19 protein-coding genes are annotated in these 17,748 nt (G+C 71.9%); 16 read left to right on the top strand and 3 right to left on the bottom strand.

What is annotated here, in order from left to right:
* From C1J01_RS33835 to C1J01_RS33780, 12 genes are all read left to right on the top strand, one after another.
* Window positions 1–774, top strand: a 774-nt coding sequence (locus tag C1J01_RS33835) for a 2-oxo acid dehydrogenase subunit E2 (RefSeq protein WP_181449106.1), incomplete at its 5' end; no start/stop codon positions are given.
* Window positions 775–867: 93 nt separating this feature from the next.
* Window positions 868–1,761 carry a TIGR01777 family oxidoreductase gene (locus tag C1J01_RS33830; protein ID WP_111183036.1) on the top strand — a complete coding sequence of 298 codons (894 nt, stop codon included), beginning with the start codon at window positions 868–870 and terminating at the stop codon, window positions 1,759–1,761.
* A 37-nt stretch (window positions 1,762–1,798) separates the two neighbouring features.
* On the top strand, window positions 1,799–2,536 hold the full coding sequence (locus C1J01_RS33825) for a Type 1 glutamine amidotransferase-like domain-containing protein (RefSeq protein WP_111183035.1): 738 nt from the start codon (window positions 1,799–1,801) through the stop codon (window positions 2,534–2,536).
* A 37-nt stretch (window positions 2,537–2,573) separates the two neighbouring features.
* On the top strand, window positions 2,574–3,266 hold the full coding sequence (lipB, locus tag C1J01_RS33820; RefSeq protein ID WP_111183034.1) for a lipoyl(octanoyl) transferase LipB: 693 nt from the start codon (window positions 2,574–2,576) through the stop codon (window positions 3,264–3,266).
* A gap of 52 nt (window positions 3,267–3,318) precedes the next feature.
* Entirely contained in the window at window positions 3,319–4,293 is a 975-nt protein-coding gene (locus tag C1J01_RS33815) for a M48 family metalloprotease (protein WP_111183033.1), read from the top strand.
* A 42-nt stretch (window positions 4,294–4,335) separates the two neighbouring features.
* Entirely contained in the window at window positions 4,336–5,265 is a 930-nt protein-coding gene (gene lipA, locus C1J01_RS33810; RefSeq protein WP_111183032.1) for a lipoyl synthase, read from the top strand.
* A 107-nt stretch (window positions 5,266–5,372) separates the two neighbouring features.
* Window positions 5,373–6,335 (top strand): AraC-like ligand-binding domain-containing protein, encoded by a 963-nt coding sequence (locus tag C1J01_RS33805; protein WP_111183031.1) that lies wholly within the window; start codon window positions 5,373–5,375, stop codon window positions 6,333–6,335.
* A gap of 92 nt (window positions 6,336–6,427) precedes the next feature.
* The gene (locus tag C1J01_RS33800) at window positions 6,428–6,814 is read left to right on the top strand and encodes a VOC family protein (RefSeq protein ID WP_181449105.1); all 387 of its coding nucleotides are present in this window, start codon (window positions 6,428–6,430) and stop codon (window positions 6,812–6,814) included.
* Window positions 6,811–7,605 (top strand): alpha/beta fold hydrolase, encoded by a 795-nt coding sequence (locus C1J01_RS33795; protein WP_181449104.1) that lies wholly within the window; start codon window positions 6,811–6,813, stop codon window positions 7,603–7,605. The genes C1J01_RS33800 and C1J01_RS33795 overlap by 4 nt, the downstream gene beginning before the upstream one ends.
* A 48-nt stretch (window positions 7,606–7,653) precedes the next feature.
* Window positions 7,654–10,086, top strand: a complete 2,433-nt coding sequence (locus tag C1J01_RS33790; RefSeq protein ID WP_111183039.1) for a glycoside hydrolase family 3 protein — start codon at window positions 7,654–7,656, stop codon at window positions 10,084–10,086.
* Window positions 10,087–10,152: 66 nt separating this feature from the next.
* Window positions 10,153–10,833 carry a DUF4191 domain-containing protein gene (locus C1J01_RS33785; RefSeq protein WP_111183028.1) on the top strand — a complete coding sequence of 227 codons (681 nt, stop codon included), beginning with the start codon at window positions 10,153–10,155 and terminating at the stop codon, window positions 10,831–10,833.
* Window positions 10,833–11,597 (top strand): class I SAM-dependent methyltransferase, encoded by a 765-nt coding sequence (locus C1J01_RS33780; protein WP_111183027.1) that lies wholly within the window; start codon window positions 10,833–10,835, stop codon window positions 11,595–11,597. The genes C1J01_RS33785 and C1J01_RS33780 overlap by 1 nt, the downstream gene beginning before the upstream one ends.
* On the opposite strand, the gene C1J01_RS50305 is transcribed toward C1J01_RS33780, so the two are convergent.
* Both C1J01_RS50305 and C1J01_RS33775 read right to left on the bottom strand, forming a co-directional pair.
* Window positions 11,578–11,718, bottom strand: coding sequence for a hypothetical protein (locus tag C1J01_RS50305; protein ID WP_220040229.1), 141 nt, complete (start codon window positions 11,716–11,718; stop codon window positions 11,578–11,580). The two genes, C1J01_RS33780 and C1J01_RS50305, sit on opposite strands and share 20 nt — an antisense overlap.
* 109 nt (window positions 11,719–11,827) lie before the next feature.
* Window positions 11,828–12,289 (bottom strand): RDD family protein, encoded by a 462-nt coding sequence (locus tag C1J01_RS33775; protein WP_111183026.1) that lies wholly within the window; start codon window positions 12,287–12,289, stop codon window positions 11,828–11,830.
* Window positions 12,290–12,366: 77 nt separating this feature from the next.
* Between C1J01_RS33775 and C1J01_RS33770 the strand changes: the two genes are divergently transcribed.
* Together C1J01_RS33770 and glnA are read left to right on the top strand one after the other, a co-directional pair.
* On the top strand, window positions 12,367–13,431 hold the full coding sequence (locus C1J01_RS33770; RefSeq protein WP_146615822.1) for a hypothetical protein: 1,065 nt from the start codon (window positions 12,367–12,369) through the stop codon (window positions 13,429–13,431).
* Between the two features lie 93 nt (window positions 13,432–13,524).
* Window positions 13,525–14,949, top strand: coding sequence for a type I glutamate--ammonia ligase (glnA, locus tag C1J01_RS33765; protein ID WP_111183024.1), 1,425 nt, complete (start codon window positions 13,525–13,527; stop codon window positions 14,947–14,949).
* A gap of 154 nt (window positions 14,950–15,103) precedes the next feature.
* Here glnA and C1J01_RS33760 read toward each other — a convergent pair whose 3' ends face one another.
* Entirely contained in the window at window positions 15,104–15,925 is an 822-nt protein-coding gene (locus tag C1J01_RS33760; RefSeq protein WP_235854846.1) for a neutral zinc metallopeptidase, read from the bottom strand.
* Window positions 15,926–16,430: 505 nt separating this feature from the next.
* Here C1J01_RS33760 and C1J01_RS33755 point away from each other — a divergent pair.
* Entirely contained in the window at window positions 16,431–16,901 is a 471-nt protein-coding gene (locus C1J01_RS33755; RefSeq protein ID WP_235854845.1) for a lamin tail domain-containing protein, read from the top strand.
* A gap of 130 nt (window positions 16,902–17,031) precedes the next feature.
* The gene (locus C1J01_RS33750; protein WP_111183037.1) at window positions 17,032–17,643 is read left to right on the top strand and encodes a dihydrofolate reductase family protein; all 612 of its coding nucleotides are present in this window, start codon (window positions 17,032–17,034) and stop codon (window positions 17,641–17,643) included.
* Window positions 17,644–17,748: the final 105 nt, after the last annotated feature.

Genomic DNA, 17,748 nt, shown 5'->3' with positions numbered 1-17,748 from the left:
GCCCAGGCCCCGGCCGCCGCGGCTCCCGAGCCGGTCGAGGTCGACACGACGCTGCGCGGCCGCACGGAGAAGATGTCGCGCCTGCGCCAGACGATGTCGAAGCGGCTGGTCGAGTCGCTGCAGACGGCGGCTCAGCTCACCACGGTGGTCGAGGTCGACGTCACCAAGATCGCGCGGCTGCGCGAGCAGGCGAAGGCCGACTTCCTGCGCCGCGAGGGCGTCAAGCTGTCGTTCATGCCGTTCTTCGAGATGGCCGCGATCGAGGCGCTCAAGCAGCACCCGAAGCTCAACGCGACGATCAACAACGAGACCATGGAGGTCACGTACTTCGACGTCGAGCACCTGGGCATCGCGGTCGACACCGAGCGCGGCCTGATCGCGGCGGTCATCAAGAACGCCGGCGACCTCAACCTCGCCGGGCTCGCCCGTAAGACGGCCGACCTGGCCGAGCGCACCCGCGCCAACAAGGTGACGCCCGACGAGATCACCGGCGGCACGTTCACGCTGACCAACACCGGCAGCCGCGGCGCGCTGTTCGACACGCCGATCCTCAACCAGCCGCAGGTCGGCATGCTCGGCACCGGATCGGTCGTGAAGCGGCCGGTCGTGATCGACACGCCCGAGGGCGAGGTCATCGCGATCCGGTCGATGGTCTACCTGGCGCTGACCTACGACCACCGCCTGGTCGACGGCGCCGACGCCGCCCGCTTCCTCACCACGGTGAAGCGGCGCCTGGAGGAGGGCCGCTTCGAGGCCCAGCTCGGGCTCGCGTAAACGTCTCCATCCGATCGGCCGGGCGGTCCCTGTCTGCGGGGGCCGCCCGGCCTTTTGGCGCCCGCCCGATGATCGGCGGCGTACGGTGGGGGCATGGCGATCGTCGTGACCGGGGCGTCGGGGTTGCTGGGGTCGGCGCTGGTGGAGGCGCTGCGGGAGCGGGGGCGGGAGGTGGTGAGACTCGTCCGCCGTGAGCCGCGCGCCGCCGACGAGGCGTTCTGGCAGCCGTACGAGCAGGTGGTGGACGTGTCGGCGCTGGAGGGCGCCGAGGCCGTCGTGCACCTGGCGGGGGCGCCGATCGCGGAGCGGCGCTGGAGCGAGGCGTACAAGCGCGAGCTGCTGAACAGCCGGGTCGAGGGCACGCGGGTGCTGGTCGACGCGCTGCGGCGGCTGTCGAGGCCGCCCGAGGTGCTCCTGTCGGCCTCCGGGGTCGACTTCTACGGCGACACCGGCGACCGGCTGGTGGACGAGAGCCAGGGCAAGGGCACGGGATTCCTGGCCGAGCTGTGCGAGCGGTGGGAGGCCGAGGCCCGCGGCGCCGGCGAGGCCGGGGTCAGGACCGTGCAGGCGCGTACGGGGCTGGTGCTCAGCCGGCGCGGCGGGGCGCTGGCCCGGATCCTGCCGATCTTCCGGATGGGGCTGGGCGCGCCGCTGGGCACGGGCAGGCAGTACTGGTCGTGGATCACCCTGGACGACTGGGTCGGGGCCGTCCTGCACGTGCTGGCGAACCGGGACGTCTCGGGGCCGGTCAACTTCACCGCGCCGGGGCCCGTCACGAACGCGGAGTTCACCAGGGCGCTGGGCAAGGCGATGCGCAGGGGCACGATGCCGATCCCCGTGCCGGCCTTCGCGCTGACGCTCGGGCTCGGCGAGTTCGCCCGCGAGGGGCTGATGCCCAGTCACCGGCTCGTGCCCGGGAAACTCACGGACAGTGGGTATCGCTTCACCCATACCGGTCTCGACACGGCGCTGCGCGCCGTACTCTAGGGGCCGTTCGTGCTTCAGCGGGTGGGAGAATCTTGCCATGAGCCGGTCAGGTCAGTCGCACATCCTCGCCATCGGAGGCGGCTCGTTCCGCCCCAGCAGCCGCCAGAACGTCATCGAGGCCAGCGCCCTGTTGCGCTACGGCCTCGACCTGACCGGGCAGGACCGCCCGAAGCTGGGCCTGGTCGCCACCGCGGTCGGCGACTCCTCCGACTGGCTGCTGAAGATGTACGGCGCGTTCGCACAGTGGGACGTCGAGGTGAGCCACCTGACGGTGTTCCCGATGCCCAACGTCGCCGACCCGCGCGCCTGGATGCTCGAACAGGACATGATCTACGTCTCCGGCGGCAGCGTGGCCAACCTCATGGCGCTGTGGCGCCTGCACGGCTACGACGAGGCGTTCGAGGAGGCGTGGCGGGCCGGCGTGGTGCTGTCGGGGCAGAGCGCGGGCGCGCTGTGCTGGCACGTCGGCGGCAACACCGACTCCTTCGGCCCCGACCTGCGGGTCTGGTCCGAGGGGCTCGGCCTGCTGCCCTACTCGTGCGGCGTCCACTACGACGCCGAGGCGCAGCGCCGGCCGCTGCTGCAGGCGTCGGTGGCCGGCGGTGAGCTGCCGTCCGGCTACGCCGCCGACGAGGGCGTGGCGCTGCACTACGTCGGCACCGAGTTCATCCAGGCGGTCAGCGTCGTGCCGGGCGCGGGGGCGTACCGCGTGGAGGGCGACGGTGACGGCGGGGTCAAGGAGTTCCGCATCGAGCCGCGACTGCTGACCCCCTGATTACCCGTCAAGGGTGAGGGAACGGCACAATAGGCTCATGCGCCCCACCCACGGGGACGATCCCCACGCACTCGCCATCGTCCGCCTCGGTGTCGACGTCCCCTACGAGCAGGCCTGGTCGCTGCAGCGCTGGGTGCACGACAAGCGGGTCGCCGCAGAGCTCACCGACACCGTCCTGTTCCTGGAGCACGCCCCCGTCTACACCGCGGGCAAGCGCACCGCCCCGCACGAGCGGCCGGCCGACGGCACGCCCGTCATCGACGTCGACCGGGGCGGCCGTCTCACCTGGCACGGCCCCGGGCAGCTGGTCGCCTATCCGATCGTGGCCGTCACCGACGTGGTGGCGTACGCCTGCCGCCTGGAGGACACCATGATCCAGGTGTGCGCCGACTTCGGCGTCACGGCCCGGCGGGTGCCCGGCCGCGGCGGCGTGTGGGCGATGGGCGACCCGGCGCTCGGCCTGCCCGACCGGCAGCTCGGCGCTGTGGGCCTGCGGGTCACGCGGGGCGTGACCATGCACGGGTTCGCGCTCAACTGCGCCAACGACCCGCGCTGGTTCAACCGGATCGCGCCGTGCGGCATCCCCGACGTGGGGGTGTCGTCGCTGTCGGCCGAGACGGGGCGGCGCATCGTGGTCGAGGAGGTCATGCCGATCGCGGAGAAGCGGCTGGCCGAGGCGCTCGGCAAGCAGCCGTTCGACCTCCACGAGGAAGACCTGCTGCGCCGCTGACCGCCCGGTCGCCGGGGGTGTGCCGTGCGGGGGTCCGGCTTACGATCGCCGTGTGAAGCGCGTGTCCGCCCTCCTGCTCGCGTCCGTGGTGCACCTGCTGACGCTGGCGTTCGCCGTGCTGGGCGCGTGGGCGATCCTGCGTGAGCCGGGCTCGCTCGTGTCGTGGGTCATCGGCGCCCCGATCCTGGCCGTCGGATGGGCGCTGCGGCCCCGGCTCGGCCGGCTGCCCGCCGACGCCGAGGTGCTCGACCGCTCCCGAGCCCCCGAGCTGTACGGCGCCGCCGCCCGCGTCGGCGTCCCGCGGCCCAGGAAGATCGCGGTGCGCGACCTGGCCGCCCGGACATGCTACGAACGCGTCGGCCTGGCGCGCACGCCCGTGCTGGTCATCGGTCTGCCGCTGTGGCTGGCGCTGCCGCCGACGTTGCGCGCGGCCCTGCTGGCCACCGCGTACGCGCGGCAGCCGACCGGCGGCGAGCGGCTGGTCGGCGAGGCGCTGAACACCCTGGAGGCGTGGCGCGACGCCCTGCTCGACTCCGCCGCGCCGCTGAAGGTCAGGCAGGAGGCGCAGACCGCGATCACGGCTTCGTCGCTGGGCGTGGCGCACCAGCCGGGCACCGCGTACGAGGTGGCGGGGTTCATCGGCCGCCTGTTCGGGCGGGTGCTCGGCGGCCCGGTGCTGCTGACGCGGTACGCGCTGACCCGGCTGGCCCGGGCCGGCGAGGACCAGGCGAAGGCCAGGCAGCGGGCGCTGGCCCTGCGGGCCGCCTCGGCGGAGGAGCTGGCCCGGCTGGAGGAGCTGACGGCCGACGGCGGTTACCTCGCCCCGATGCAGGCGGCGGCGCTGCGCGGCGAGAGCGCGGCCGCGATCCGGCAGGGGGTGCTGGCCCGGTCCCGGCTGACCGACGACGGCGTGCTCGCCGCTCCCCCGGGCTCCGAGCTGCTCGGCGCCGGCGAGTCCGCGCTGATCGACCAGGAGCTGCTGGCCCACTACACCAGGGCGATCCGCGGGTTCGGCCTCATCAGCTGACCCTGGAGCGGCCCGCTTCCCCGGGAGACGTAAGCTGAAGGCGTGACCGTTGCCCCTGAAGGCCGTAAGCTCCTCCGCCTGGAGGTGCGTAACGCCGAAACCCCGATCGAGCGCAAGCCCCCGTGGATCAAGACCAAGCTGAAGACGGGCCCCGAATACACCGAGCTGAAGTCGCTCGTGCGCCGGGAGGGCCTGCACACGGTCTGTGAAGAGGCGGGCTGTCCGAATATCTACGAGTGCTGGGAAGACCGCGAGGCGACGTTCCTCATCGGCGGCGACCAGTGCACGCGCCGCTGCGACTTCTGCCAGATCGACACGGGCAAGCCGAAGGAGTACGACCGCGACGAGCCGCGCAGGGTCGCCGAGTCCGTCCAGCAGATGGGCCTGAAGTACGCGACCGTGACCGGTGTGGCCCGCGACGACCTGCCCGACGGCGGGGCCTGGCTCTACGCCGAGACCGCGCGCCAGATCCACGCGCTGCTGCCCGACTGCGGCGTCGAGCTGCTGGTGCCCGACTTCAACGGCGACCGTGACCAGCTGGAGGAGGTCTTCTCCAGCAAGCCCGAGGTGTTCGCGCACAACGTCGAGACGGTGCCGCGGATCTTCAAGCGCATCCGCCCCGCGTTCCGCTACGAGCGCTCCCTCGCCGTGATCACGATGGCCCGCGAGGCCGGGCTCGTCACCAAGTCCAACCTGATCCTGGGCATGGGCGAGACGCGCGAGGAGGTCGTCGAGGCCATGCGCGACCTGCACGCGGCCGGCACCGACCTGCTGACCATCACCCAGTACCTCCGCCCGACGCCGCGCCACCACCCGGTGGAGCGCTGGGTCAAGCCGGAGGAGTTCGTCGAGCTGCAGGCCGAGGCCGAGGCCATCGGCTTCGCCGGGGTGCTGTCCGGGCCGCTGGTCCGCTCGTCGTACCGGGCGGGCAGGCTCTACAAGCAGGCCATCGAGGCCCGCCAGACCGCCTGAGGTCCTGCTGCCTGAGCGGCTCCGGGGTATGTCCCCGGAGCCGCTTCTTCTTCCGCGGGTTTTCGTGACAGCATGACCCCCGGGCAGCCGACGGAGGGGCGTGGGGCATGGGCGTTCTGATCCGTACGACCGATCTGCCCGCCAGGCAGCGCCTCGACGCCTGGCGTGGCATCGTGTGCGACACGCTGGGCCCGCTCGACCTGCGCATCGACCGCGACGCGCCGCTGCGGGGCGAGATCGAGCTGGCCGAGCTCGGCGCCGTGGGGGTGGGCCGGGTGCGTACGTCCACGCCGCACAGCGTGCACCGCACGGCCGGGCTGATCCGCGGCGACGGCCCCGAGCTCTACCGGGTGGTGCTGGCCATGTCGGGCAGCCCGTGCCTGAGCCAGGACGGCCGGCAGGCCCGGCTCAGCCGGGGCGAGTTCGCGATCTACGACTTCAACCGGCCGTACGAGCTGGCCTACGACGCGGCGGTGGAGCTGGCGGTGTTCAGCCTGCCGCGCGACCTGCTGGCCCTGCCGTCCGGCTCCGTGGCCGGGCTGACGGCCGTCCCGATCACGGCGGACGCGGGGGCGGCGGCGCTGGCCGTGCCGCTGCTGCGCCGGGTGGCCACGGACCTCGCGACGTACCGGGCGGAGAGCGCGGCGCGGTTGTCGACCGTGGTGACGGACCTCGTGAGCACGGCGGTCGCCGAGCGCGCGGAGCAGGTGAGCGCGCTGCCGCCCGACTCCCGGCAGCGCGAACTGCTGCTGCGCGTGCACGCCTTCATCGAGCGGCACCTCGGCGACGCCGAGCTCGATCCGGCCACGGTCGCGGCGGCGCACCACGTCTCGGTGCGGCTGCTGCACCGGTTGTTCGAGTCGGAGCACACGACGGTCGCAGCCTGGATCCGGCGGCGGCGTCTGGAGCGCTGCCGCGCCGACCTCGCCGATCCCGCCTTCGCGCGGCTGCCGGTCAGCGCGGTCGGCGCCCGCTGGGGGCTGCCGGACGCGGCCCACTTCAGCAGGTTGTTCCGCAGCGCGTACGGCATGCCGCCCGCGGAGTACCGCCGGGCCAACGCCGTGCGCTGAACGTCAACCCACCCGGCGCGCAGATCCAAGACCGGGGGCCGCCCTCCGGGCGAGACTGAACGTGTCAGCCCCCCACGGAAAGGGATCTGGAGATGCAGCTCTTCGTCAACCTGCCGGTCAAGGACCTCGACCGGTCGAAGAAGTTCTTCACCGAGCTCGGCTTCCAGTCGTTCGGCATGGCCGACACCATGGCGTCGATCGTCATCAGCGAGCAGACGCAGGTCATGCTGCTGACCGAGCCGGCGTTCGCGTCGTACATCACCAAGGACATCGCCGACTCCGGCACGGCCACCGAGGCGATCCTGGTGCTCGGGATGGAGAATCCCGCCCAGGTGGACGAGCTGCTGGACAAGGCGCTGGCGGCCGGGGCCACCCCGGCGGGCGTCAAGCAGGAGGACGGCGTGCGCTACCAGCGCGGCTTCGCCGACCTCGACGGCCACCACTGGGAGGCGCTGTGCCTGGTGCAGCCGGTCGGATGAGCGGCAAGGCGATCTCGGCCGACGGCACGGTCATCGCCTACGACCGGTACGGCTCCGGCCCCGCGGTGGTCCTCGTGCACGGCGCGTTCACCGGCCGGGGCCACCCCTTGACGGCGGGCGTGGCGGCCGGCCTCGCGCCGTGGTTCACGGTGTACGACTACGACCGCCGGGGCCGGGGCGGCAGCGGCGACACCCTCCCGTACGCGGCCGAGCGGGAGGTCGAGGACCTGGCGGCCGTGATCGAGTCGGCGGGCGGGGCGGCCATGGTGTTCGGCGGCTCGTCGGGGGCGGCGCTGGCGCTCCTGGCCGCCGCGGGGAGTTCCGCGATCACGAAGCTGGCGGTGTGGGAGCCGCCGTACCACGCGGGCGGGGGCGCGCCCGGCCTGCCGTTCGACTTCGCCGAGCAGTTGTCGTCGCTGGTGGCGGCGGGCCGGCGGGGCGAGGCCGTGGAGCGGTTCATGGTCGAGGCGGCCGAGGCGCCGCCGGAGGCCGTGGCCGCGATGCGGGCGCATCCGTCGTGGGCGGAGATGGAGGCCGTCGCCCACACGCTGGCCTACGAGGCGTACGTGCTGGGGCCGGGCAACGCGCTGCCCGCCGGCCTGCTGGCCGCGGTCACGCAGCCGACGCTGGTGCTCAACGGGGCCGACAGTCCCGGCTGGATGGACCGCGCGGGCGAGGCGGCCGCCGCGGCGGTGCCCGGCGCGGTCCGCCGGGTGCTGGAGGACCAGGCGCACAACGTGGCGCCCGAGGCGCTGGTGCCGGAGCTGCTGGAGTTCTTCGTCGCCGCCTGATCGTGTCGCCTCTGTCGTGGACGCGCCCGCCTGGTGAACACTGTGGCCGTGGACTTCGACGAACTGATCGCCCGGCTGGACCTCACCGCCAAGATCCGGCTGCTCACCGGCGCCGACATGTGGTCGCTGCCGCCCATGCCCCGGATCGGCCTCGACCGGCTGGTGATGAGCGACGGGCCCATCGGCGTACGCGGGGGGCACTGGAGCGCCGATGACCCCTCGATCGCGCTGCCGAGCCCGACGGCGCTGGCCGCGACCTGGGACGTCGAGCTGGTGCGGCGGGCCGGCCGGCTGCTCGCCCAGGAGGCCCGGCGCAAGGGCGTCCACGTGCTGCTCGCGCCGACGCTCAACCTGCACCGTTCGCCGCTGGGCGGGCGGCACTTCGAGTGCCTGTCCGAGGACCCGTACCTGACGGGGGAGATCGGCGCCGCGTACGTCGAGGGCGTGCAGGAGGGCGGGGTGGCGGCCACGCCGAAGCACTTCGTGGCCAACGACTTCGAGACCGACCGGTTCACCGTGGACGTCCAGGTGGACGAGAAGGCGCTCCGGGAGCTGTACCTGCGGCCGTTCGAGCGGGTGGTGCGGGCGGGGGCGTGGGCGGTCATGACGGCCTACAACTCCGTGAACGGCACCGCCATGACCGAGCACTCCCCCTTGGTGAACGGGGTGCTGAAGGAGGAGTGGGGGTTCGACGGGCTCGTCGTGTCCGACTGGACGGCGGTGCGCTCCACGGAGGCCGCGGCGCTCGGCGGCACCGACGTGGCCATGCCGGGGCCGTACGGGCCGTGGGGCGACCGGCTGGAGGCGGCCGTGCGGGAGGGGCGGGTGCCGGAGCCGGTGATCGACGACCGGGTCCGCCGCATCCTCCGTCTCGCCTCACGCGTCGGCGCCCTGCACGTCACGCCCCCGGACGCCCAGGAGTCGGCCGTCCCGGGAGTGCGTGAGCCTGTCCCGGACGCGCAGGAGGCGCCCGCGGTCTTCGGGCCGCCGCCGCGGCGCGACGGTGGGCCGCGCGCGCAGGAGCACGTCGACGGGGTGGCGCTGGCGCGGGAGGTGGCCGCGCGGAGCTTCACGCTGCTGGCCAACGACGGCGTCCTGCCGCTGTCCGGGCGTCCGGTGATCGCCCTGCTCGGGGCGGCCGCCCGCGAGGTCCGGATCATGGGCGGCGGCAGCGCGCAGGTCTTCCCCGCGCGGGTCGTCTCCCCGCTGGCGGGCCTTTCGGAGCGTACGGAGGTCCGCTACGCCGTCGGCGCCGACCCGCGCGTCCGCCTGGCGCCGCTCCCCGGCCCGGTCACGGCGCAGTTCCTGGACGGAGACGGCTCGGTCCTGACCGAGCAGCCACTGGCCACGGGCGAGGCCCGCTGGATGGGCGACCTGCCGCCCGGCGTGGACGGCGACCGGCTGGCGGCGGTGCGGCTGCGTGCGGCGTACACGCCGGAGGCGACCGGCGAGCACGAGTTGTCGATCGCCGGCACGGGCGCGTCCACGCTGACCGTGGACGGCCGGAGCGTCTTCGACGGCCGTCTCGACGCGCCGGGCGACGACCCGGCCGTGGCGTTCCTGACGCCGCCCGAGCACCGGGTGAGCGTCCCGATGACGGCCGGGCGGACGTACGAGCTGGCGTTGACGCATCCGGCGGGGGCGTTCGGCCGCATGACGTTCGTGTCGCTCGTCCTCGGCCACGCCGATCCCTCTCCCGGCGAGGACGAGCTGCTGGCCGAGGCCGTGCGCGTGGCGGCGGAGTGCGACGTGGCGGTGGTCGTGGCCGGCACGACGCCGCAGGTCGAGAGCGAGGGCTTCGACCGCGAGAGCCTGCGGCTGCCGGGCCGGCAGGACGAGCTGATCCGCGCCGTCGCCGCGGCCAACCCGCGCACCGTGGTCGTGGTGAACGCCGGCGCCCCGGTCGAGCTGCCGTGGGCGCGCGAGGTGGCGGCCGTGCTGCTGACCTGGTTCCCCGGGCAGGAGGCGGGGGCGGCGCTGGCCGAGGTGCTGTTCGGCGACGCCGAGCCGGGCGGGCGGCTGCCCACCACCTGGCCGCGGGCGCTGCAGGACGCCCCGGTGACCGCCGTGACCCCGGTGGACGGGACGCTCGCGTACGAGGAGGGCGGGTACATCGGCTACCCGGCCTGGCGGCGGTCGGAGCGCGCGCCCGCCTACTGGTTCGGGCACGGCCTGGGCTACACCACCTGGTCGTACGACTCGATCGCCGCCGAGGGCACCACCGTGAGCGTGGCCGTCACCAACACCGGCGACCGGCCGGGCCGGGAGGTCGTGCAGGTCTACGCCGGTCGCGAACACCGGCTGGCCGGTTTCGACGTGGTGGAGGCCGCCCCCGGGGAGACCGTGATCAGCACGATCTTCCTGCCGGAACGCGCCTTCCAGGTCTGGGACGGCGGCTGGCGTACGGTCGTGGGCGAGCACCCGGTGGCGGCCGGTCGCAGCGCCGCCGACCTCCGTCTCGTCGCGACGGTGAAGATCTAGTCACAGGGCAGGCACGGCGCGGGCGCGTTTTCCACACTGCACCTGTTGGTTTGTATCCTTCTGAGCATGGCAAAGTCCGAGGACTCAGAGAAGCCGGGGCGCATCAAGCAGCTCCGCATGATCGCGAAGATCATCAAGCAGGCCAACCCCAAGGGGATGCCGATCGTCTTCCTCTCGGCGGTGGGCACGCTGGCGGTGGTCATCGTGATCGGCCTGGTCACGGACTACTTCTGGTATTCCCTGTTCATCGGCGTCCTGGCCGCCCTGACGGTGGGTCTGGTGGTGTTCGGGCAGCTCGCGCAGAGGGCGCAGTATTCCCTGCTGCACGGCCAGACCGGCGCCGCGGCGGCCGTGCTGGAGGGCATGCGCGGAAACTGGCAGGTCACGCCGGCCATCGCGGTCAACCGCGAGCAGGACCTCGTCCACCTCGTGGTCGGCTATCCGGGCGTCGTGCTGGTGTCCGAAGGGCCGGGCAACCGGGTGGCCAAGATGCTGGCGGCCGAGAAGAAGCGGGTCGCGCGCGTGGTGCTGGGCGTCGAGATCTACGACATCCAGTGCGGTGACGGCGAGGGCCAGGTGCCGCTCGGCAAGCTGCAGCGCCACCTGATGAAGCTGCCGCGCAACCTCAAGAAGCCCGCGGTCAACGAGGTGAAGGACCGGCTGCGCTCGCTGCCGCGCAACATGCCCCTGCCGAAGGGCCCGATGCCCAAGGGCGCCCGCATGCCGCGCGGCCCCAAGCTGCGCTAGTGCCGTCCCTCTCGTCACGCGCCAACCGCTCGTGGTGGGACGGCAACGCCGACGACTACCAGGTCGAGCACGGCCACTTCCTGCGTGACACCGGGTTCGTGTGGTGCCCCGAGGGCCTCGACGAGGCCGAGGCGCGGCTGCTCGGCGACGTGCGCGGGCGGCGTGTCCTCGAGATCGGCTGCGGGGCCGCGCAGTGCGCGCGGTGGCTGGTGACGCAGGGCGCCGAGGTGGCCGCTTTCGACATCTCCCACCGGCAGCTGCGCCACTCCCAGCGCATCGACCTCGACACCGGGGTGCGCGTGCCGGTGCTGCAGGCCGACGCCGAGGCGCTGCCGTTCGCGGACGGGTCGTTCGACCTGGCGTGCTCGGCGTTCGGGGCGCTGCCGTTCGTGGCCGACCCGGTGGCCGTCTTCCGCGAGGTGCGCCGGGTGCTGCAGCCGGGCGGCCGGTTCGTGTTCTCGGTGAGCCATCCGATCCGGTGGGCGTTCCCCGACGACCCGGGGCCGCGGGGGCTGACCTCCGACCGGTCCTACTTCGACCGCTCCCCGTACGAGGAGCGCGACGAGCACGGCCGGCTCACCTACGTCGAGCACCACCGCACGATGGCCGACTGGGTCAACCTGCTGGTGGCCTCCGGGCTCAGCGTCACCGGGCTGCTGGAGCCGGAGTGGCCGCCGGGGCACGAGCGGGTGTGGGGCGGCTGGAGCCCGCTGCGCGGCCGCCACCTTCCAGGTACGGCGATCTTCAGCTGCGCGAATACCTAGCGGCCATCGCGTCGAAGATCTCCCGGGGCCGCCACCGGGTGTCGTCGAGCATGGTGACCACGCCGTACGATCCGAGGTCGTCGTCGCCGGTCCGGTTGTAGGCGGCGAAGGTGAACCACAAGTCGACCGGCTCCCACGGCCCCGAGGCGTAGTCACCGCGTCGTAGCCGCGCTCGGCGAACAGGCGCAGCGCCGCCTCGGCGATCCGGCGCCGCGTCCGCGGGGGTTCCGCTACATGCGGACGACCATGGTGTTGGAGGCGCGGTCGTGGACGCCGCGGTGGTCGCGATCCCAGATCAGGGCCGGCACGGCCAGGCAGAGCAGCACGGTGCGGACCACCACGGGGAGCAGTCGCGGGTCGCCGCCGTCCATCGCGGCGACCCTGATGCCCATGAGCCGGTGGCCGAACGTCTGCCCCATGAAGCCGACGAGCAGGAGGTATTGGAGGGCGAAGACGGCGACCGGCGCCCACGGCACCTCGGCCGGGTTCATCCCCAGCAGCAGCTGCACGACGACCCACGTGCAGATCATCCAGTCGATGACGAGCGCGCCGATCCGGCGGCCCCAGCCGCTGATCGATCCGCTGCCCTCCTCGGGCAGGCCCAGGCGCTCGCCCGGATATCCGAGATCGACGCCGGCGGACCGCACGCCGCCCAGCCAGGTCTGCGTCCACCGAGGCTCGTTGCCGCTCATGCCTCCAACGGTATCCGCCCGGTGGGCCGGTCGTAATCGTGACCCAACCGCGTCGCAAGACCATCAAGATGTACGCCATGCCACACGGGGATGACCTTGATTCGCGCTTCAACGAGTTGGTCGCACAGATCGACGAGGAGGAGCGGCGCAGGATGCGGGCGGCGGCGAAGAGAGCCGCCAAGAGCGGGGGTTCGGACGACCGGACGGAACGCTTACCCGCGTACTTGCCGGCGCCCGAGCCCCCGCGCAGGAGCAGACGGGGCCCGCTCGTGGTGGCCGCCGTCGCGGCGCTGATCGTCGCCGGGGGCGTGGTCGTCACGTACCGCCCGGACCTGCTGGCCCCGCTGAGGTCGGCGGCGTCGGGCGCGGTGCCGGAGGAGACCACGCCGGTCGTCGCGGCGCCGCTGGACCAGCTGGTCATGGGGCCGGCGGACGGCGCCGTCGCCGACCCGGCCGACCCGTTCGCCGGGTCACCGGCCGCGAGTTACGCCGAGGGCGTCGACGGCTTCGAGATGCCGGCGGCCAAGGCGCTGGGCGGCCTGTCGGAGAAGGACGTCGCCAAGGGCCTGCGACGGACGCGCGAGCTGCTGGCGGCCGCGTACCTCGACAAGAAGACGCTGCTCGGCGGCGCTCCGGACGCCTTCGCCCGGCTGCTGGACCGCGGGCAGCGCGACTGGTTCCGCGACGGGCTGGACGACGGCGAGGACAGCACGCGGACGATCGTGAACAGCTTCGCGCCGAAGACCGCCGAGCTCGCCACGGACGTCATCAAGGTCGACGGGCGTGCCACGCTGGGCACGTTCAGGGAGAAGGACCTGCGCGGGGCCGAGGTGACGTTCAACTACCTGGTCGTCTACGCGGTGCGGCGCCCCGGGCAGCCCGCCACCACCTTGAGGCTCGTCACCCACCCCACCGGCACCGCGCAGATCTACCACGAGGCCGGCCGGCTCGTGGTCTGGGTGAACGGCTGGGGCGCGAGCGCGACGCCGGCCCGCTGCGACGTGGAGGACGGCTTCATCCGCCCCTACTACGACGACTCGCCGCCGGACAAGGTGCCCGCCACGGGGAGGCCCGAGAATCCGTACGACCTGGAGGACGTGCCCGGGGCCGACGACGGCTGCCAGGCATCACAGGGCACCTGACCTGCGTAACACGTGCGAAACAATCGGGACACCGTATGGAAACGGCCCCGGCCTAGCGTCGCAATGATGACCAGTCCCCAGGGAGGTTCGAGAGTGTTCAACTCCGCCGACGACGTCCTGAAGTTCATCAGTGACGAAGGGGTGCAGTTCGTCGATGTCAGGTTCACCGACCTGCCGGGGACGACGCACCACTTCACCTTCCCGGTTGAGAACTTCAGCGCGAGCGTCTTCACTGACGGTCTGATGTTCGACGGCTCGTCGATCCGCGGTTTCCAGCAGATCCACGAGTCCGACATGCTGCTGCTGCCCGACCCTTCGAGCGCCGTGGTGGACCCGTTCCGCCAGCACAAGACGCTCAACCTCAACTTCTTCGTGCACGACCCGCTGACGGGCGAGGCCTACAGCCGCGACCCGCGCAACGTGGCGCGCAAGGCCGAGGAGTATCTCAAGGGCACGGGCATCGCCGACACGGTCTACTTCGGCCCCGAGGCCGAGTTCTACATCTTCGACGACGTCCGCTTCGAGACGAGGCAGAACGCCGGCTACTACTACATCGACTCCGTCGAGGGCGCCTGGAACACCGGCAAGGCGGACGAGGGCGGCAACCTCGGCTACAAGCCGCGGTACAAGGGCGGCTACTTCCCGGTGCCGCCGATGGACCACTTCACCGACCTGCGCTCGGAGATGGTGCGCCACCTCATCGAGTGCGGCATCGACGTGGAGATGCAGCACCACGAGGTCGGCACCGCCGGTCAGGCGGAGATCGACTTCAAGTTCGGCACGCTGCTCAAGACGGCCGACAACCTGATGTTGTACAAGTACATCATCAAGAGCACCGCCATGGAGAACGGCCACACGGTCACGTTCATGCCGAAGCCGCTCTTCGGTGACAACGGCTCCGGCATGCACTGCCACCAGTCGCTCTGGAAGGACGGCTCGCCGCTCTTCTACGACGAGGTCGGCTACGCGGGCCTGTCCGACACCGCCCGCTACTACATCGGCGGCCTGCTCAAGCACGCGCCGTCGCTGCTGGCGTTCACCAACCCGACGGTCAACTCCTACCACCGCCTGGTGCCCGGCTACGAGGCCCCGGTCAACCTGGTCTACTCCCAGCGCAACCGCTCCGCCTGCGTGCGCATCCCGATCACGGGGTCCAACCCGAAGGCCAAGCGCATCGAGTTCCGCGTGCCGGACCCGTCCTGCAACCCGTACTTCGCCTTCTCGGCGATGCTGATGGCGGGCATCGACGGCATCCGCAACAAGATCGAGCCGCCGGAGCCGGTCGACAAGGACCTCTACGAGCTCCCGCCGGAGGAGGCCCGCAACATCCCGCAGGTGCCCGGCTCGCTCCCCGAGGTGCTCGACGCCCTCGAGGCCGACCACGACTACCTGCTGGAGGGCGGCGTCTTCACGCCCGACCTCATCGAGACGTGGGTGTCGTACAAGCGCGAGAACGAGGTCGACCCGATCCGCCTGCGCCCGCACCCGCACGAGTTCGAGCTCTACTACGACGTCTGATCGCTGACGTCGAAGCCCGCGGGAAGGCTGTGTCTTCCCGCGGGCTTTCGCATGCCTGGGTTCTGGGCGATCCTGCCGGGTGCCGTGCCGCCTGGTGGTGTGCCAGGCGGGCAGGCCCGGCGTGTCGGTGCGGAGGCCGGGCGTGCGCAGTGACTTACGTGGTGCTCCGGGCGGAGGCGGACCAGGTGTTGCACGATCCGGGGGCGCCGCCGTTGTAGCCGCGCGTCATCCAGGCCGCCTGCGTGGGCCCGCGGCCGTGGTCGTTCTGCGGCCAGGCCCTGGAGCCGTTCTCACTGAACCAGTTCACGGTGTGGTCCCACTCGGCTTCCGTGAACAGCGACCCGCCCCTCTGGGTCGAGACGAAGACGGCGGCGAAGCATTCGGCCTGCAGCTCGGACCTGCGGGACAGCGCCAGACGCTGGCTCCGGCCGGCCTTGTTGTAGGCGGACCAGTAGTAGCTCCAGATCTTCGAGATCTGCTGCACGTGGTGGCCGTACTCGTGTGCGACGAGCCGCGCGATCCCCAGCGGGAACGGCTGGCGGAGCTCGGTCTTGGTGATCAACATGTACATGGTGCGGTCGCCGGAGCAGTAGTAGCCCTGGGCTCCGGTGGCCCACTTGCCGCAGGGGGTGCTGACCTTGCGGGTGATGATGCGCAGCCGCGGCTTGGAGAAGGGCATCTTCGCCTTGCGGAACTGCGCGGCCCACGCCTTGTTCAGGCAGTCGGTCATGCGCGTCAGGAAGCGTCGGTACGCGCTCGTGCTACCGGCGGGAAGCGAGCCGGGCGAGCAGTTCACGTTGGCGAGCCGCCCGGTCCTGTAGATCCGGTTCGCGGTGGCCAGGCTCTTGTTCGCCGCGGCGACCTGGGTCTGCGTGCCGCTCACGGCCTGCCGGCTCTGCTGGACGGTGGGTGCCGACGCCGAGGCCACGCCACCAAGGACGAACACCTGCGAGGCGGCGGCCACCAGGAGCGCCACACCGGCGCCTGCGAGTCTGCTGTGAGGGAAGTGCTTCATAAGATCCCACAGATTAGTCAAGTCTGTGCAAGATGGGGCGTATTTGGCGATTCCACGAATGGGACAAGTGTGTCGTGAGTGATTTGTACTGACGTACACGTACATATGGCGATTGGCACTAGAAGCCCGGGGTTCTCGCCCAGGCCGGCCGGCGGAGTGCGTCGGGGGCATCGATTCCGGCCGCGGCGGTCCTCGGCGACGGGCGGCGGGAGCTCGACGTCGCCGCGCACGTGGCTGGCGTCCATGCGGCCTTCGCGCTGGTGGGTGGCTCTGGGGTCGGCGTCGGGTCGCCGGTCCTGACATCGGCGGATTTCTTCGGAACGCAGGAACGGCTCCGACATCGGGTTGGTGCGGTTGTTTGTCCGGGGTGTCAGATATCAAACCGATACGGGAACGGTCCATTGGGGCGGACGGCCGTCAATATGATCGCTTCGCATCATTTGCCGACACCCCCCGGAGTCCTCCCGTGCGTACCCGATCTTTGCTGACGGCCGCCGTACTGACCGTCGGCATGGCCGTCGCCGCCCAGCCCGCCTACGCGGCGGCCCCGGCGGTGCAGATCACCAAGATCTACTACGACTCCCCCGGCTCGCCGGACAACGGCCGGAACAGCAGCCTGAACGGTGAGTACGTGCAGATCAAGAACACCGGCAAGAAGGCCGTCAGCCTCAAGGGCTGGACGGTGCGCGACGAGACGAGCCGGTCGGATCACGTCTACACGTTCGGTGCCTTCACCCTCAAAGCCGGAAAGACCGTCACCGTGCGGACCGGCAAGGGCAAGAACACCGCCACGACCCGGTACTGGGGCAGGAGCGGCGGCACCCTCGCCTACATCTGGAACCAGAGCGCCGACACCGCCTACCTGCGGAACGCCGCCGGCAAGCTGGTCGACTCCTGCTCGTACAACTCGTCGAGGCAGGACTACAAGGTCTGCTGATCTCCGCCTCGCCGCCCCGGCCGGACCGATGAGTTTCCGCGCGCCACCGGGTCCACGGAGTGGGGGTACGGTCATGTCCCCCGCCGAAGCGACTGAATCGGCTCTCGTGGCCGAAGAGGAGTGGTGCGTGATGAAGCTGGTCGTGCAGGAGTTCCTGACGCTCGACGGTGTCTCCCAGGGACCGGGAGCACCGGACGAGGACACCAGCGACGGGTTCACCCGGGGCGGCTGGTTCGTGCCGTACCTGGACGAGGAGTTCCACCGGCTGGTCGGCACCTGGCTCGGCGAGGCGGACGCGTTGCTGCTCGGCCGCCGTACCTACCAGAACTTCGCGCGGGACTGGCCGAAGATGACCGACGATCCCTTCGCCGGCGTCATGAACGGCCTGCCGAAGTACGTGGCCTCCCACAGCCTGACCCACGGCGAGTGGAACCCGACCACGGTCCTTTCCGGCGACATCCCCGCCCAGGTCGCCGAGCTCAAGCGGCAGCCCGGCCGCGAGCTGCAGATCCACGGCAGCGCGCGGCTGGCCCAGTCCCTGCTGGCCGCCGGGCTGATCGACACCTTGCGGCTCGTGATCGCGCCGGTCGTGGTGGGCCAGGGCCGGCGCCTGTTCCCGGACGGCGGGGCGCCGGCCGGCCTGCGGCTCGTCGGCCAGCGGACGACACCGGGCGGCCTCTCGGTGCACACCTTCGAAGCGGCGGGGCTTCCGGAGTACGGGGCCTACGGGGCCGGCGCGTAGCCGGCGCCGACCGGGCGGCGAGGCCGTCTCCCCGTAGCCCGCACCGAGGGCGGCGAGGTGTTTCAGCAGGCGCAGGTGAGAGAGTTCGCCGGGGCGGTCAGGGGG

The sequence above is a fragment of the Nonomuraea aridisoli genome (assembly GCF_003236395.1).
Classification (GTDB): Bacteria; Actinomycetota; Actinomycetes; order Streptosporangiales; family Streptosporangiaceae; genus Nonomuraea; species Nonomuraea aridisoli.
The sequence above is the reverse complement of the archived record's forward strand: the minus strand, read 5'-3'. Positions and strand labels throughout refer to the sequence as shown.

Bases quoted from the DNA above. Each gene is read 5' to 3' on its own strand.
- C1J01_RS33750 (WP_111183037.1), top strand. From the start codon at position 17,032: ATGAAGCTGGTCGTGCAGGAGTTCCTGACGCTCGACGGTGTCTCCCAG.
- C1J01_RS33800 (WP_181449105.1), top strand. From the start codon at position 6,428: ATGCAGCTCTTCGTCAACCTGCCGGTCAAGGACCTCGACCGGTCGAAG.
- C1J01_RS33830 (WP_111183036.1), top strand. From the start codon at position 868: ATGGCGATCGTCGTGACCGGGGCGTCGGGGTTGCTGGGGTCGGCGCTG.
- C1J01_RS33805 (WP_111183031.1), top strand. From the start codon at position 5,373: ATGGGCGTTCTGATCCGTACGACCGATCTGCCCGCCAGGCAGCGCCTC.
- C1J01_RS33825 (WP_111183035.1), top strand. From the start codon at position 1,799: ATGAGCCGGTCAGGTCAGTCGCACATCCTCGCCATCGGAGGCGGCTCG.
- C1J01_RS33775 (WP_111183026.1), bottom strand. From the start codon at position 12,289: ATGAGCGGCAACGAGCCTCGGTGGACGCAGACCTGGCTGGGCGGCGTG.
- C1J01_RS33785 (WP_111183028.1), top strand. From the start codon at position 10,153: ATGGCAAAGTCCGAGGACTCAGAGAAGCCGGGGCGCATCAAGCAGCTC.
- C1J01_RS33770 (WP_146615822.1), top strand. From the start codon at position 12,367: ATGCCACACGGGGATGACCTTGATTCGCGCTTCAACGAGTTGGTCGCA.
- lipB (WP_111183034.1), top strand. From the start codon at position 2,574: ATGCGCCCCACCCACGGGGACGATCCCCACGCACTCGCCATCGTCCGC.
- C1J01_RS33795 (WP_181449104.1), top strand. From the start codon at position 6,811: ATGAGCGGCAAGGCGATCTCGGCCGACGGCACGGTCATCGCCTACGAC.